The sequence below is a fragment of the Bradyrhizobium sp. 153 genome, from assembly GCF_023073835.1.
Classification (GTDB): Bacteria; Pseudomonadota; Alphaproteobacteria; order Rhizobiales; family Xanthobacteraceae; genus Bradyrhizobium.
In genome coordinates, this window is sequence record NZ_JADPKH010000086.1 from 81,612 (window position 1) to 97,059 (window position 15,448).

16 protein-coding genes are annotated in these 15,448 nt (G+C 63.9%); 7 read left to right on the top strand and 9 right to left on the bottom strand.

All coding sequences use genetic code 11. From position 1 onward, the window contains the following. Positions 1-100: 100 nt before the first annotated feature. The 4 genes from IVA91_RS23555 to IVA91_RS23570 all read right to left on the bottom strand — a co-directional run bounded on the left by IVA91_RS23555 (position 101) and on the right by IVA91_RS23570 (position 3,350). On the bottom strand, positions 101-361 hold the full coding sequence (locus tag IVA91_RS23555) for a hypothetical protein (protein ID WP_247280023.1): 261 nt from the start codon (positions 359-361) through the stop codon (positions 101-103). Next, complete coding sequence (locus tag IVA91_RS23560) at positions 358-1,788, bottom strand: radical SAM protein (RefSeq protein WP_247459191.1); 1,431 nt, start codon at positions 1,786-1,788, stop codon at positions 358-360. The genes IVA91_RS23555 and IVA91_RS23560 overlap by 4 nt, the downstream gene beginning before the upstream one ends. Further along, the gene (locus IVA91_RS23565) at positions 1,769-2,485 is read right to left on the bottom strand and encodes a prolipoprotein diacylglyceryl transferase family protein (RefSeq protein WP_247280025.1); all 717 of its coding nucleotides are present in this window, start codon (positions 2,483-2,485) and stop codon (positions 1,769-1,771) included. The genes IVA91_RS23560 and IVA91_RS23565 overlap by 20 nt, the downstream gene beginning before the upstream one ends. Before the next feature lie 100 nt (positions 2,486-2,585). Continuing rightward, entirely contained in the window at positions 2,586-3,350 is a 765-nt protein-coding gene (locus IVA91_RS23570; protein WP_247280026.1) for a Crp/Fnr family transcriptional regulator, read from the bottom strand. 194 nt (positions 3,351-3,544) lie between these two features. Here IVA91_RS23570 and IVA91_RS23575 point away from each other — a divergent pair, with 194 nt between their 5' ends. Further along, positions 3,545-3,925 (top strand): response regulator, encoded by a 381-nt coding sequence (locus IVA91_RS23575; RefSeq protein WP_247280027.1) that lies wholly within the window; start codon positions 3,545-3,547, stop codon positions 3,923-3,925. 3 nt (positions 3,926-3,928) lie between these two features. Here the strand turns inward: IVA91_RS23575 and IVA91_RS23580 are convergent, their stop codons facing one another. Together IVA91_RS23580 and IVA91_RS23585 are read right to left on the bottom strand one after the other, a co-directional pair. Next, positions 3,929-5,470 (bottom strand): alkaline phosphatase D family protein, encoded by a 1,542-nt coding sequence (locus IVA91_RS23580; RefSeq protein WP_247459193.1) that lies wholly within the window; start codon positions 5,468-5,470, stop codon positions 3,929-3,931. A gap of 102 nt (positions 5,471-5,572) precedes the next feature. Further along, a complete protein-coding gene (locus IVA91_RS23585) occupies positions 5,573-7,018 on the bottom strand; it encodes a TAXI family TRAP transporter solute-binding subunit (RefSeq protein ID WP_247280029.1) in 1,446 nt (481 codons plus the stop codon). 153 nt (positions 7,019-7,171) lie between these two features. Here IVA91_RS23585 and IVA91_RS23590 point away from each other — a divergent pair, with 153 nt between their 5' ends. After that, a complete protein-coding gene (locus tag IVA91_RS23590) occupies positions 7,172-7,462 on the top strand; it encodes a 4a-hydroxytetrahydrobiopterin dehydratase (protein WP_247280030.1) in 291 nt (96 codons plus the stop codon). A gap of 98 nt (positions 7,463-7,560) precedes the next feature. Next, on the top strand, positions 7,561-7,938 hold the full coding sequence (locus tag IVA91_RS23595; protein WP_247280031.1) for a YkvA family protein: 378 nt from the start codon (positions 7,561-7,563) through the stop codon (positions 7,936-7,938). A gap of 8 nt (positions 7,939-7,946) precedes the next feature. Here the strand turns inward: IVA91_RS23595 and IVA91_RS23600 are convergent, their stop codons facing one another. The 3 genes from IVA91_RS23600 to IVA91_RS23610 form a co-directional block, all read right to left on the bottom strand. Beyond that, positions 7,947-9,104: a TAXI family TRAP transporter solute-binding subunit gene (locus IVA91_RS23600; RefSeq protein ID WP_247280032.1), complete on the bottom strand. Its 1,158-nt coding sequence runs from the start codon at positions 9,102-9,104 to the stop codon at positions 7,947-7,949. A gap of 19 nt (positions 9,105-9,123) precedes the next feature. Continuing rightward, positions 9,124-9,978, bottom strand: coding sequence for a hypothetical protein (locus IVA91_RS23605; RefSeq protein WP_247280033.1), 855 nt, complete (start codon positions 9,976-9,978; stop codon positions 9,124-9,126). 293 nt (positions 9,979-10,271) lie between these two features. Further along, positions 10,272-11,246 carry an NADPH:quinone oxidoreductase family protein gene (locus IVA91_RS23610; RefSeq protein WP_091882886.1) on the bottom strand — a complete coding sequence of 325 codons (975 nt, stop codon included), beginning with the start codon at positions 11,244-11,246 and terminating at the stop codon, positions 10,272-10,274. 261 nt (positions 11,247-11,507) lie between these two features. On the opposite strand from IVA91_RS23610, the gene IVA91_RS23615 reads away from it, so the two are divergent. From IVA91_RS23615 to IVA91_RS23630, 4 genes are all read left to right on the top strand, one after another. Then, a complete protein-coding gene (locus IVA91_RS23615; protein WP_247459195.1) occupies positions 11,508-12,347 on the top strand; it encodes an SDR family oxidoreductase in 840 nt (279 codons plus the stop codon). A 114-nt stretch (positions 12,348-12,461) separates the two neighbouring features. Then, on the top strand, positions 12,462-13,109 hold the full coding sequence (locus IVA91_RS23620; protein ID WP_247280035.1) for an invasion associated locus B family protein: 648 nt from the start codon (positions 12,462-12,464) through the stop codon (positions 13,107-13,109). 184 nt (positions 13,110-13,293) lie between these two features. Beyond that, positions 13,294-14,496 (top strand): 23S rRNA (adenine(2503)-C(2))-methyltransferase RlmN, encoded by a 1,203-nt coding sequence (gene rlmN / locus IVA91_RS23625; RefSeq protein WP_247280036.1) that lies wholly within the window; start codon positions 13,294-13,296, stop codon positions 14,494-14,496. Between the two features lie 163 nt (positions 14,497-14,659). Further along, positions 14,660-15,154 carry a hypothetical protein gene (locus tag IVA91_RS23630; RefSeq protein WP_247280037.1) on the top strand — a complete coding sequence of 165 codons (495 nt, stop codon included), beginning with the start codon at positions 14,660-14,662 and terminating at the stop codon, positions 15,152-15,154. The last annotated feature ends 294 nt before the right edge of the window (positions 15,155-15,448 follow it).

The following is a 15,448-nucleotide window of genomic DNA, read 5'->3' on the forward strand; positions in this document are numbered from 1 at the left end:
GCGCAATATATGCAAAAACAGCCAAAAAACAATGTGTACTTTGGCCGTTGGTTGACTGAATTTTGTCCGGGAATCTCCGGGGGTTAGGCGAATAGCGGCCTTAAGCGCGCCGCCCCTTGATCGCCGCCCAGATCAGGGCAACGCCGCCGATCCCCACGACCAGTCCCAGGAAGACCAGTGGCGCGATGTCGGAGGCGATCCGGCCGTCCTCGACCACCGACATTCCGCCAAAGAGCAGGGCGCAGACACCCGGCAGCAGCATGACCAGCCCGAAGATCGCCATGAGGGCGGTCAGGCAGCCGCCGCGTTTGTTCGCCGGGGCAGGAGGCAGTCCCGGCGGCGGTATGTCGCTGATGCTCATGCTTGCAAGGCTCCTTCGGTCGCCTGTGCAGCGAGAGCCGCGCGAATGCCGTCGATCTTTCCGTTGCGGTAGAACAGATTGTAGGTGTCAAACGGAATGATCGAGCCTTGCTCCGTCACGAAATGGATGCAGCTGCGCTTGACGTTGCCGACGCAGAAATTGAAGCGATCGAGAAACTGCACGATGGTGACGCGGAACACGTTCTTGTAAGTGAGCCCTTCCGGCACCTGAAAGCTCGGCAGGCAACATAGCAGTTCGCAGACGCGTTCGGGGGTGTTGAGCGGGCCCGACGACAGCGAGAAGAGGTCAATAAACTTCTCCTTCAGCACCGGATATTTCTCCGGGCTGATCGTGTTGGGCATGACCGCGACGAGCTGCTCCTGCGGGATCAGCGAGGTCAGCGGCAGCACCTTCTCGCCGTTGCGCAGGCCATAGCCGATCGAGATGCTTTCGGGATTGCAGGGCAGCGGGATCATGTCCTTGTCGCCGAACACGTCGGTCTCGATCACGCGCTTGCGGATTTCCGACAGCATGATGCGGTCGGTGTTCTTGTCGAAATTCTCGTTACGGCCGGCGTCTTGCACCGGCTGCAGCGTGACCCCGCGCACGCATTTCCAGGTGAGCGCGTGGCGAACGATGTCGCCGATCTCCGCATCGTTGACGCCGCGCTTGATGGTTGCGACCAGCGTGGTCGATACGCCATAATGCTCGAGATTCTCCAGCGCCTGCTGGCGGATTTTTCGAAGGTCCGCGCCGCGCAGATTGATCAGCGGCTCGCGCTGCAGCGAATCGAACTGGAGATAGACCTCCAGCCCGCGCTTGTTCTCGGCGAGCCGCGCCACGAAATTCTTCTCGCGGGCGATGCGCAGGCCGTTGGTGTTGATCATGACGTGGCGGATCGGGCGGGCGCGCACGGCGTCAAGGATCTCGAAGAAATCCGGATGCAGCGTCGGCTCGCCGCCGGAAATCTGCACCAGGTCGGGCTCGCCCTCGCTCGCGACCAGCGCATCCAGCATCCTCTCGACCGTTGCGAGCGGTGTGAACCGCGTCCGCGCCGGCGAGGATTCGGCAAAGCACACTGGGCAGGTGAGATTGCAGTGCTCGGTGATCTCGATCAGCGCCAGGCAGGAATGCTGCTCGTGGTCGGCGCACAGGCCGCAATCATAGGGGCAGCCGAATTCCGTACGCTGCTGGAATTGCAGCGGCCGATCACCAGGCTTGATGAAATCCTTGCACAGACGCCAATAGGCCGCGTCCGTCGACACCAGCGTTGATTGGACGCCATGCTGCTTGCAGCGTTTTTCGTACCAGACCTCGTTGCCGAGAATCTGGATCTTGGTCGGCACCAGCTTCAGGCAGGTCTCGCAAAGGGACTGGGTCTGGCCCCAGAAGATATAGGGACGCGACCTACGCAACGGCGCGTTCATGCAGGGATCTCGCTTTGGGCGCCGTCGTCAGCATGAATGCGGCGTAGAGCAGGATGGACAGCGACAGCAGGTGAAACAGCGTGAAGGGGCCGATCAGCGTGCCATAGGGCTTGAGGAATTCCCACAGGAAGCGCTGCGCTCCATAGTAGACGAGCACCAGGTAGAAACCATTGGTGACCACAAACCGGTTTCGGTTCAAGACTGCCAGCACATAGAGAAGCGCGAACACGCCCATGGCGGTGCTCTCATAGAGCTGCACCGGGTGGCGAAGGAGGCCGTCGCCGAAATCATGGCCGAAGGGCAGCGCCGTGGGCGTGCCGTAGGTGAAATCGTCGAGGCCCGCGAAGTAGCAGCCGATCCGGCCGATTGCGATGCCGAGCGCCAGCGGCAGGGCAAAACGGGCGCCGGTTCGCACCGTGATGCCTGCGGACCATTTGTAGAGCTCGATCGCCACGATGCCGCCGGCGAGCGCACCCTCGACCGAGCGCGCAACGCCGCTCTGGCCCGACAGCCACAGATTGGCCGACCCGAACAGGTAGGCGCCGACGCCTGCGCCGAACACCAGGGCGGCGATGTAGGACATTTCGAAGGATTGCGCAGGAAACCGCAAGCCCTGTCGCGACAGCCAGTAGACGGCAGCTGCCGCCGCCAGCCATGCTGCAATATCGAAGACCGTATGAAGGAAAGCCCCACTCATGCGGCGGAGAGTATAGCACGATCACGCCAGAGGAGCGCGCATGTCCTCTCCCATGTGCACTGCCTTCACAAGGGAGAAGGAAGAGGCGAGATTAGGTCCGCTATCCGGCCTCCCGCTCCTCCGTTGGATAGACGCCTCGCAACACTTCCTCGAAGTGCAGCTTCACTGCATCGTTGCAGAGGCAGGCGCGCAGGCGCAGGCCGTCGCGGCTGCGGACGAGAATTGAGCCGCGCCTCGTGTCGAGCACGCCTTCGGCTTTGAACGATTGGAGCACGCGGCTCGCATAGCTGCGTCCCACTCCGAGCAATGTCGCAAGCTGCTCATGCGTCAGCGGCACGCTGCTTTCGCCGCCGGTTCGCTCCATCGCCGCCAAGATCCATTTGGCCGTGCGCTGCTCGATCGAGTGGATGGCGTTGCAGGCGGTCGACTGGAAGATCTGCGCCAGCATGCAATCGGCATAGCGGGCGAAGATGTTGCGCAGCGACGGCGAACGCGTCTTGGCTGCTTCCAGTTTGCCGACGTGAATGCGCGAAAATGGGCCGCCGAACTTCACGCAGATGCGGGTATAGGCCGGCAGAAATCCCTCGCTGACGATGCCGCCCACCGCGCCTTCACGACCGACCAGGATGGTCTCGACGTCGCGGCCATCCTCGTTAGGGACGAGAAAGGTCGCAAGCGAAGGTCCGCAGGGGAAGTGGACGACCTGCACGTCATCGCCGGGATTGTAGAGCAGTTCGCCGGCCGCGCAGTCCTCGATGGTGACGTGCGGCGCGAGCAGGGCGTAATCCGCCGGGCTCAGGCGCCGCAACAGATTGTTGATCGGCCGGCTGTCGACCTCGCTTGTACTGCCGATACGCGCATCCATCGTGAACCCCCCGTGCTCTTTTCCACAATACCTTTCCACAATACCGGGTTCCGTCCGTTTCCTGTGTGCACAAGTGGACAGACGGAAGAACTGTGATGTGGTGGTTTCGTTCCGGGAACCCTCCGATGCGCTGGGCGCAGGCGTTGTGGCGCGGCTGTCCTGATCAGAAAAACCTCTCGCTCCAAGATGCGATCATGGCACCCGCACTTCCCGATGGCTTCCCATATCCTGCCGACGTCCTGGTCGTCGAGGACGATCCGATCATTGCAATCGATTTCGAGGACCGTCTGCTCGGGTTTGGCGTGAGGCACGTGCGCACCGCCGGGTCGGTGACGCAGGCGCTGGACGCGATCGCGAAAGGTGCTCCCGATTTCGCCCTGCTCGACGTCGAGCTGAACCGCGAGAAGAGCTTTGCGATCGCCGAGCGACTGGTGGCGCTGAACGTCCCATTCGTCTTCGTCACCGGCTATGGTGCCGAAACGCGGATTCCGCCCGAATTTGCGGCGCGGCCGCGGCTGCAAAAGCCGTGCTCGAGCGAGGCGCTGGAGGCTGCGCTGCGGACGCGCGATCGCTGAGGTTCAGGCAGATTTCGGGTCGAGCGTGGTCGACCACAGCGCCACGTCGGCCCGGTCGCGCAAGGTCACCGTCATCTGGCCGGAGGCGCCGTCGATCTTGACGTGGCCGAAGAACTGCATCCCGGCAGACGGCGGCAGGTTCTGGCTGTCCTTGCCGGGTGCCTTGACGAAGCGCACCTCCGGCCCAAAGGTGTTGTCGAGCGCGTTCGGACCGAAAGTGCCCGCATGCAGCGGACCCGAGACGAACTCCCAGAACGGCTCGAAATCCTGGAATTGCGCCCTGTTCGGATCGTAATAATGCGCGGCGGCGTAGTGTACGTCCGCGGTCAGCCACACCGTGTTGCTGATCGGCGCCATCTTGATGAAGCGAAGGATGTCCGCGATCTCGAACTCGCGGCCGCGTACCGGGCCGTCGCCTTGCGCAATCGCTTCCGATCCGCCTTTCGGCGTGTCCGCGACGATGAGACTGAGCGGCATGTCTGAGGCGATCACCTTCCAGGTCGCGCGCGAATTCAACAGGCCGCGCTTGAGCCAGGCGATCTGGTCGGGTCCGAGGAAGTGGCTGGCCGGTCCGTATTCCGTTTCCAGATTGGCGCCGTTCGCGCCGCGATAGCTGCGCTCGTCGAGCACGAACACGTCGAGATGCGGGCCGTAGGAGATCTGGCGATAGATCCGGCCCGGCTCAGTGATGCTCTCGCGCATCGGATACATCTCGTGGAAGGCGCGCGAGGCGCGCGCGGCGAGCAGCGTGATGTCGCGGACTTTGTATGACGCCGGCAACTCCTTCGACAGCGACCAGTTGTTGGTGACCTCGTGGTCATCCCACTGCACGAAGATCGGCACGTCGGCATTGAAGCCGCGGAGGTTGTCGTCGGTCAGATTGTATTTGTGCGCGGCGCGGTACTCGTCGAGCGTCTCCGCGACCTTGGCCTTCTCGGGGATCGTGACGTTCTTCCAGATCTTGCCGTCGGCGAGCTTCACCTCGGATTGGACGAGGCTGTCGGCGTAGATCGTATCGCCCGAGTGCAGGAAGAAGTCCGGACGATGCTTGCGCATCGCGGCGAAGGTGAACATGCCGCCGTCGTCGGGGTTGATGCCCCAGCCCTGGCCGGCGACGTCGCCACCCCAGACGAAGCTGACATCGCGGCGGTCGGCCGGCGCGGTGCGGAAGCGGCCGGTCACCGGCTCGCCCTCGACCGCGCTATGCGAGAGATCACGGAAGCGCACGCGATAGAAGATGTCCTGTCCGCTCGGCAGGTTCTCGATCAGCATTTTGGCCGTGAAGTCGCTCTCGGGCAGCGCCGCGATCGGCGGCAGCGCGCGAGCGTCCCTGAACGACTCCGTCGTCGCCACCTCGACCAGCATCTGAGCCGGCCGGTCGGTGCGTGCCCATACCACGCCGCCGTCGACCGTGACGTCGCCTGATTGTACGCCATGGGTGACCGCAGGCCGGTCAGCCGCTCGCGACAGATAAGGCATCGCGATCGTGCCAAGCGCGCCGGCGCTGGTAGTGAGGAAACGGCGGCGTGAGAATGTGATGTTCATGGACGGTCCCGATTTCGCCAGGGACGGGTGCCTTGCGGCAGCCGCCACGATGAAATCAGACCCTATATTGAGACAATGTGACGCAGCAATAACGCGCAGGCGCTACGCGTTGCCGGCGGCTCTGAATTGCGTGCCCGTGCGTGGCGGGGTCTGCGGCAGGCTGAACAGCACCGCCTTACGGTCGGCGACGGCGGCATGGAATTGGTCGAGTGCGATGTTGAAGGCGGTGAGCGCGGCCTCCTCGATCGCACCGTGATCGAAGCAGCGCAGCGTGTCGCGCAAAATCACATCGGCTTCGGCCTGCATCTGGTCAAGCTCTTCGGTCGTCTCGCTCTTGCGGGCCGCCGTGATCATGTCGAGCAGGCGTTCGCGCAAATGGCTGTTGTTGTCGCGCTCGTCCTTCTTCAGATAGCCGGCAAACCAGGCGCCGATCGAGCCCATGGCGGAGAGCGCCATCAGGCTCCACCAGATGTAGTCGCTGTATTTGTCGAGAAACGTCTTTTCCTCGCCGTCAACGAAGGCGGCGGCGCCGGGATGCACGGGGATCACCGCATCCTTGTCGGTGTCGGGCGTCTCGATCTTCGCCGCCAGCGGGAATTCCGTCACCAGTTGCTGGCGCACGGCGAACAGCTGCCGCGTGAATGCCGCGATGGTGGTTTCGGACACAGCTTTGCGCGCCACGATGTGGTGCGCAAAGCTGATGGTTTTGACCTCGTCGTCCGGACGGTCGGGTGAACCGCCATAGGCGCCGGCTGGAATCTCCGCGGATTCGTAGACCGGGTGGTTCTGCGCGATCGCGTCGGCGGAATCGATGGCGAGGAAAGTCGGCGTGCCGCCCTCTTTGACCGATGCAGAGATCGCGTCCGCCGTGATCTTGCTGTTGACCGGGCCGGCCGCGAGGTAGACGTCGGCCTTCTGGGCCTTGATCGCCTCGGCAACCTCGTTGGCCGGGAATTGCACGATCTCGACCTTGGCGGGATCGACGCCGTATTGCTGAAGGATCACCTTGAGCAGGTTGACGTTGGCCTGGGTGCGGCCGACGACACCGATGCGATGCCCGGCGAGTTGTGCCACCTTGGTGATCTTGGCGCCCTTCTTCTTGCCCTTGCCCGCTACGGCCCACAGCACCACGACATTCTTGCGCAGCGTCGCGACCGCCTGCGCGTTCTTCGGCACATCGAGGTCGCCGCGCACGATGGCAAGATCGACCTTGCCTTCCGCGAGGGCATTGGCGCTGGCGGTGGCGCCGTCCGTCTGGATCGGGCGCAGCCGCACCTGGCTCTTGTTCTGCGTGAAAGCCTGGGTCAGCGCCTGCACGACCTTGACGTCATCGCTGCTGGCGGGACCAACCGCGATCTTCAGCGTCACCGGCCGCATCGCGAAGTAGTAACCGCCGGCGAGCGCACCGACGATCGCAAGCACGAGCGCCAGAGACACGAGCGCGGTCTTCCGCGCCGCGGATCGCGGCGAAGGCGGAGAGGGCGTTTCGGCCAGGTTCAGTCCCCCGGTCATCGATCTCCCAAACAGGCGCTTGAGGCTCAGTTTCATCTTCGCCGGCGATTTACGCCCGCAATTGTAGCAAATTTCTTGTCCGGCGGGGTTACATCTCCTTCATGGTTAGCGGGAATGGACGAAATCCCGTATGAACCCGGGCATCGACACGGTGTTAGGGTAAAGTTCCCCTGAACGACGGAGGCGATCATGGTAGAGCGGCTATCGGCGGAGGCGCGCAAGCAGGCGCTCGGCGGACTACCAGGCTGGGGCGAGGTGTCCGACCGCGACGCCATCGGGAAGACCTTCGTCTTCAAGGATTTCAACCAGGCCTTCGGCTTCATGACTCGCGCGGCGCTGGTCGCCGAGAAGATGGATCACCACCCCGAATGGCGCAACGTCTACAAGACGGTCGAGGTGGTGCTGTCGACCCATGACGCGGGCGGCGTTACTGCGCTCGATATCGAGCTGGCCAAGGCGATGAACGCCATCGCCGGCTGACACCTGGCTGACGTCTTGCAGCGCTTGGCCTTATCCCCATCTTGTGATCAGCAGGCGACGCGGCGATCCGCCGCTCCGGCTGAAAGGGGAGTTTGAGCATGGCTGCGGAACACAGCGTCGGCTTTGAGCCCGCCGATCGGCTCGCGGAAGACCGGGAGGGCGTTCGCCGCCGCTTCTGGCGCAAGCTGAAGCGCGTTGCCGCGCAACTGCCGTTCGCCGAAGACCTGCTCGCGGCCTATTACTGCGCCTTCGACCGGCAGACGCCGCGCCATGTTCAGGCCTCGCTGCTGGGGGCGATCGCCTATTTCATCCTGCCATTCGACTTCGTCGCTGATGTGATGCCGATCCTCGGTTTCGCCGATGACGCCGCCGTGCTCGCCACCGCGATCCGCATGGTGGCCGGCCACATCACGAACGAGCACCGCGAGGCCGCCCGTGCCGCGCTGAAGCGCGGGGTGGATAAGGCGGAGGAGTGACGGCGCCACTACTTCTTTTCCCCCGCACGCGTCTTCTCCGCGTCCCATGCCTGGAATTGCTTGAATAGCGTCTCCTTGTCCGCATCGGACACCTGCGCGGCCGCCGGGCTCTGCTTCAGGAACGCTTCGAAGCGCTGGCGCGTCACCGGCTCGACGCCGTGCCGGTCGAGCCATTGCTGCGCCACCGGCAATCTGCTCCAGCCCGACAAAGGCGCCGCGAGCGAGACCTCCTTCCACTTGGGATGGAAGGGCGGGTTCTGGAGCGCGGGGAATTTGGTGAAGAACGCGTCAACGAACAGCGCGAGCTTGCGATAGCGCTCGGTGTTGGGCGCCCAGTTGTAGGCCGCGAGCACCGCAGGCACCGCGATCGTGTCCACGCTCTCGCCCTCCTTGATCAGGTTCGGATAGTCCTTGGCGGACAGCGTTGCTGGCAGATAGTCGCTCTGCAGCGGCTTTGCATAGTCGACCTTCGCAAGATGGAAGCGGCCGTCATTGCCGAAGGTCGAGACCGACTTGTACGGCTTGCCGCCGACCACGATGACGGCGTCGATCTCGCCGGCCTTCAGTTTCTCCATCGCGATGCGCTGCTCGACATAGACGAATTTCGCCTTGATCCCGAGCCGCTCGAACACGGTGAGCGCCGTGACGAAGGTGCCGCCGTTCGGTAGGTCCACGCTCACCGTCTTGTCTTCGAGGTCTTTGAGCGTCGCGACCGATCTTGGCGCGATCACCTGCATCTCCTCATTGTAGAGCTTGGTGACATAGGTGAACTGCTTCTTGATGTCCTTGGCAAAACCCTTGCGCTCGAGATAGTCGAGCGTGTCGGCACGCACGATTCCGAGATCGACACCTTGCAGGAACAGGATATCGGCGACGCTTTGCACCGAGCCGCGGCCGACGATCGGCAGCACGCGGATCTTGTTGCCGTCGTCGAGCACGGAAGCGAGGTCGGCGCCGAATTGCACATAGGTGCCGCCGATCGTGCCGGTGATCAGCGTGACCGTGTTGGCGTTCAGCGCCTGCTTGGTCGAGGTCGAGCCGAACTGGAAGATGGCCTTCAGGCCGTCAGAGACCTTGGCGGGATCGTATTCGGTCTGATCGGCGCGCGCCGCGAAGGCACAGATCGTCATGATGGCGGCAAGCGCCATTCCCAAAGCGTTACGCATGATGTTCCCTTGAAGCGGTCTAGTTCTGAAGCTGGGCGAGGCGCTGCCGCGCCTCCGCCGATCCGAGTGCCGCGGCCTTTTGGTACCAGTCGCGCGCGGCGGTCGCGTCAGCGGCGATGCGCCGCGCGTCGCTAGTGCCCAGCACGGCCGGGTCATAGGTCTGCGCCAGCAGGAACGCCGCTGCCGCATCCTGTGCATTGGCGGCGCGTTCGAGCAACAGGCGGGCCGCAACAATGTCGCCGATTCCCAACAGGCTCTTCGCGCGCGTCATCAGCCCGGCCAGCGTGTCGGCGTCGAGCGTCCTGGCGGGCGGAGGGGGCGCAGGCGGTGCCGCCACCGGCGCGGGCTGAGGCACAGGCGTGTGGGCTTGCAGCGCGCTCTGATAGGCGGTCGCGATCTCCTCGCGGCTCGGCGGTGCAGGAAGATCCTGCGCGTCAGCGCTCGCCAGGCGCGGCTCGGTCACGCGCGCCGAATCCTTGCGCGGGCTCTGCGGTACGGCCGACGGGTTGGCGGAGGCGACCGCCTGCTCCAGCGCGACGACTGCCGAGCCACCGGCATCGAAGATGCCGCGAAGATCGGACTGAAACAGCGCGGCCAGAATTGCCAGGATGGACGCCACGAGAACGGCTGCGAGACCGACCGCAAGAACGCGCGGCACAATTCTGACCCGGGGACGCAACTCCAGCGAGGTATATTCGTCCGGGTTCGGGGCACCGCGCGGATCGGACAGGAATAGTGGAATTGGGTCGTCGGGTGACAGATCGATCCGTGCGGCGCGCGCACGGATGTACGATGCGGTGGACGGATGTGATGCGGCTTGATCGGAATCGAATACCCTCGATTCCCTGGACGGACGGAACGCCGTCGTCTCCATGGTGATGCTCCCCAAGACTGACACGACGCGGGGCATACCGGTTTCAGTTTTTTTGTTGTTGTCCAGGAGCGCCCAGCAAACTGGAGCCGGTAAATCGCAACCTGAATCAGCCCAAAAAGCGACGACGGTTGGGGCGAATCGGGAAATATTTGGGTTTGATTCGGGCGAGGTTGTGGAATGCACCTCAATTTTGCCCGCGCTGGTTGAGGAGACCTTACCAGGTGGCCGTGTGCGAATGGGAGGCCATGAACTCAGCTGTCATGGCGCGGGTAATCGCGACAGCGCAGTCGCCATCACGGATGCAAGATCACCTTGCCCATCGCCTGACGTCCCGCGAGCACCTTCAACGCGTCCGCGGTCTGGGCCAGCGGGAAGGTGCGGTCGACATGCGAGGAGATCTTGCCTTCCGCCGTCCACTTCACGAGCTTCTCCAGATTGGCGCGATTCTTGGCCGGGTTGAGCCGGGTCCAGGCGCCCCAGAACACGCCGCGGATGTCGCAGCCCTTCAGCAGTGCGAGGTTCAGCGGCATCTTCGGAATGTCGCCGGCGGCGAAGCCGATCACGAGGAAACGACCCTCCCAGGCGATCGAGCGCAGCGCCTGCTCGGCGTAAGCACCGCCCACGGGATCGAAGATGATGTCGACGCCCTTGCCGTCGGTGAGCTTGCGCAAACCTTCCTTCAGATCCTCCTTGGCGTAGTTGAGCGTCAGTTCGGCGCCGTGCGCCCTGGCGAATTCGAGCTTCTCGTCCGACGAGGCGCAGGCGATCACCTTCAGGCCCATCAGCTTGCCGAGCTCGCAGGCAGCAAGGCCCGTGCCGCCGGCTGCGCCCAGTACCGCGAGCGTCTCGCCCGGCTTCGGACTGGCGCGATCCTCGAGCGCATGCAGCGCGGTGCCGTAGATGATGATGATGCCGGCCGCGCGATCATAGTCGAGATTGTCAGGGATCTTGACGATCGATGCCGCCGGCAGCGCGATCTTCTCGCGCGCGCCGTTGTGGCCGCAGGAGGCGACAACGCGATCGCCGACCTTCAGATCAGTGACGCCAGCGCCGATGCTCTCGATCACACCCGCGACTTCAGCGGCCGGCGAGAACGGGAACGGCGGCTTGATCTGATACTTGCCCTGAATCATCAGGATGTCGAAGAAGTTCAGCGCCGCCGCCTTGATCGCGATCACGGCCTCGCCCGGTCCTGCTACCGGATCCGGCACGTCAGCCAGAACGAGATCGTCGGGCTGGCAATATTGCGAGCAGAGGATGGCTTTCATGGCGGCACCTGGAGCGTTTCGAGTGGAATTATGATTGGCCCGGTTTTGCCGGATTTAGAGCAGCCGGACAATCCGGATTCTTTGTTGATCGTTCTGTTCGGCCTATCATCACGTCATTGCGAGCCAACGGGTCCGCGCCAAGCGCGGCCCGATGACAGGCTCCGCGACGCAATCCAGAGTCCGCCCTGCGGAAATAGTCTGGATTGCTTCGACGCTTCGCTCCTCGCAATAACGAAATCCGCGGAGATAAGGATTCAAACGATGTTTGAAACAAACCTGCTTAACGGCAAGCGCATCCTCGTCACCGGCGGCGGCTCGGGCCTCGGCGCTGCGGTGGGCCGTCGCTTCCTCGCACTCGGCGCCGAGCTCGTGATCTGTGGCCGCAAGCTCGACCGGCTCGAGGCAACGGCGAGCGAGATGCGCAAAGAGACCGGTGGCAAGGTCACGACGATCGCCTGCGACGTTCGCGCCGGTGCGGCCGTCGACAACATGATGGATCAGATCTGGCGCGAGGCCCCGCTCGATATCCTCGTCAACAATGCTGCCGCGACCTTCATCGCGCAGAGCGAGCATCTCTCGTTCCGCGCCGCGGACGCGATCCTCGCGCCGACCCTGCATGGCGCGATGTATTGCACGCTCGCCGCCGGCAAGCGGTGGATCGAGGGTAAGCATGGCGGCGTCGTGCTCTCGATCCTCTCGACCTCGACCATCACCGGCCGCGCCTTCACCGTGCCTTCGGCGATGGCGAAGTCGGCGCTGCTGGCGATGACCAAAAGTCTCGCCGTGGAATGGGATCCGAAGGGCATCCGAACCGTTGCCATCGCGCCGGGACCGTTCCCGACCGCGGGCGCGTCGGGGCAGCTCCGCCCCGAGGGGCGTGACGAAGGCTGGACCGCCCGCAACCCGCTGGGCCGCACCGGCGAGCACGGCGAACTTGCCGACCTCGCCAGCTTCCTGGTCTCGGACCGCGCCGGCTATATCAATGGCGAGATGGTGGTGATCGACGGGGGCGCGCATTTGCGCAGTTCCGGGGCCGAGGACCTGCTCGGCTGGACCGAGGCGCAATGGGCCGAGCAGCGCGCCGCGCGATCCCGAGCCTAGTGCTGACAACCCGCTAACTGCCTTCCCAAATTGGACTTTCCCGGCTATCCCTGCCGGGGGACAAAACACGGCCGGGCCATCTTCCAGTCACAATATTGAGGGAACCACTCCAGCATGTGGCGGGTGCTATCTTTCGTTTTGATGATCGGCATGATGACGTGCGGGATCGCCGATCTCGCGCGGGCGCAGACGCCGCAACCGGCGCCGAAGGCGGCACCAAAGCCGGCGCCGCCGGCGGCCCATCCGACTGCCAAGACGGCTGCAAAGCCAGAGAGCAAACCGGCGGCGGCGCCCGCGGCGGTTGCGGGCGGCGCGGAGCCGACCCTGATCGGCCAGTTCGGCACCTGGGGCGCCTATTCAGCCACGCCGAACGGCAAGAAGGTCTGTTTCGCGCTGGCCAAGCCCTCGTCGTCGAAGACCAACCCGCCGAACCGGCCGCGCGATCCTGCTTATGCGTTCGTGTCGACCCGGCCGGCCGAGAAGGTCAACAACGAAGTCTCGGTCATGATCGGCTATGCGCTGAAACCGGGCTCGGAATCGACGGCCGAGGTCGGCGGCGCTGCTTTCGCAATGTATACGCAGGGCGATGGTCTCTGGATCAAGAACGCGGCCGAGGAGGAGCGGATGGTCGAAGCCATGCGCAAATCCGCCGATCTCGTGGTCAAGGGGGTCTCGGCCAAGGGCACCGAGACGACCGACACCTTCTCGCTGAAGGGCCTCGCCCAGGCGCTCGATAAGATCGCCCAGGACTGCAAAAGATAGGATTGCAGGCGGTAAGGCTAAGTCATAGCCGCGGTCGCAATCGGCAGATCCGGTTGCTATATAGGGGCTGTTCCAGATTTCCCGTCATTCCGGGGCGATGCGCAGCATCGAACCCGGAATCTCGAGGTTCCGGGTCTGGTCCTCCGGACCATCCCGGAACGACAAAACCCATCAGGTCCACTCAATGCAACCGACGACCGAGCCGCACAACGCAATCCTGGTGGAGAAGACTCCGCTCGAAACTTATGTGCCGCCGGCGAGGCCCTCGCTGATCGGCCTGTCGCGTGCCGAACTCGCCGATCGACTCGGCGAGATCGGCGTCGCACCGGCGCAACGCAAGATGCGGGTGCAGCAGCTGTGGCACTGGCTCTATTTCCGCGGCGCCCAGAGCTTTGACGAGATGACCTCGGTTTCCAAGGGCATTCGCGCCGAGCTCGCGCAGCATTTCACCGTCGACCGGCCCGAGGTCGTGGCCGAGCAGATCTCCAACGATGGCACCCGCAAATGGCTGCTGCGTCTGCCGAGCGGTGACAACATCCAGAAGGCGCATGAAGTCGAGTGCGTCTACATCCCCGAGACCGATCGCGGCACGCTCTGCGTCTCCTCGCAGGTCGGCTGCACCCTGAACTGCTCCTTCTGCCACACCGGCACCCAGCGCCTAGTGCGCAACCTCACCGCCGGCGAGATCGTGGGACAGGTGATGGTGGCGCGCGATCGCCTCAACGATTGGGCCGATCGCGAAGACGGCACGCGCCGCGTCACCAACATCGTGATGATGGGCATGGGCGAGCCGCTCTACAATTTCGATGCGGTGCGCGATGCGCTGCTGATCGTCGGCGACAATGAAGGCGTCGGCATCTCCCGCCGCCGCATCACGCTGTCGACCTCGGGCGTGGTGCCGAATATCGTGCGTGCGGGCGAGGAGATCGGCGTGATGCTCGCGATCTCGCTGCATGCGGTGCGCGACGAATTGCGCAATGAGCTCGTGCCGCTCAATCGCAAATATCCGATCAAGGAACTGCTGCAGGCCTGCCGCGACTATCCCGGCGCCTCGAACGCGCGCCGCATCACCTTCGAATATGTGATGCTCAAGGGCGTCAACGATTCGCTCGACGATGCAAAACTTCTGGTGAAGCTGCTAAAGGGCATTCCGGCCAAGATCAACCTCATCCCGTTCAATCCCTGGCCCGGCACCGCCTATGAATGCTCGGACTGGGATCAGATCGAGAAGTTCTCCGAATACATCTTCAATGCCGGCTATTCATCCCCGGTTCGCACCCCGCGCGGCCGCGACATCCTCGCGGCCTGCGGCCAGCTCAAGTCAGAGACGGAGAAGCTCTCGGCGCGTGAACGCCAGGCGCTGCGTGCGATGGCGATGACGGATTGACAGGTAATCCCTGCGCCTTCGCATCCGCGTCATTGCGAGCGCAGCGAAGCAATCCAGAATCTTTCCGCGGAGGCAGTCTGGATTGCTTCGTCGCGGAGCCTGTCATCCGGCCCGCCGAAGGCGGGACCGGCTTGCTCCTCGCAATGACGGTGAGGCTGACGTCATGTCCCTGATCGGCCGCCTCGTCGTCATCTTCATCGGCTTTCTCGTCGCCTGTTTCGTCGGCGGCATGATCGTCGTCGTCGCGCTGCTGTTTCCGGAATTCGCCGATCTCGGCGCAGGTCCCGTCGATCAGGGCACGATCGACATCCTGCTCGGCTTCGGCTTCATCTTCGTCTCGGGCTTCGCGCTGGTGCCGGCGGCGGTGATCGTCGCGATCACCGAGGCGCTCTATATCCGCAGCGCGCTGGCTTACGCCGTCGGCGGCGGCCTTGTCGGGCTCGCCTGCTATCTCGGTCTCGTCCCCTTCCACGGCGATACGTTCCAATTCGAGGGTATCGTGCGGCGCCACCTGGAGATCATGACGGGCGCGGGCATCGTCGCCGGCGTGGTCTACTGGCTGATCGCTGGCCGCAATGCAGGCGCCTGGCGCGATCCGCCGCCTTCGCACCGGTCCCCACCTCCGCTGCCGTCGAATTCCAGGCCCGATGCGCGGTGACTTCTTACCCTCCTCTGAAGGGCGAGGGTCGGATCTCATCATCGATGCGATCCGGGGTGGGGTGACAGACTATCGGCGACGGCGGTGTTGAGGATTCGAGCTTGCGGACAGGCGAGAGACCATTTGTGCGGCTTCACCCCACCTCGCTCGCGCTTCGCGCGATCGATCCTCCCCCTCCAGGGGAGGATGGGGACCGGTCCAAACCGGCTACATGGGTAACAGACTAGACCGGCGACATGGGTAACAGGTCAACTATTCGGCAAGGAGGGCTTGCCGATGGCTTGGAAGGAGACT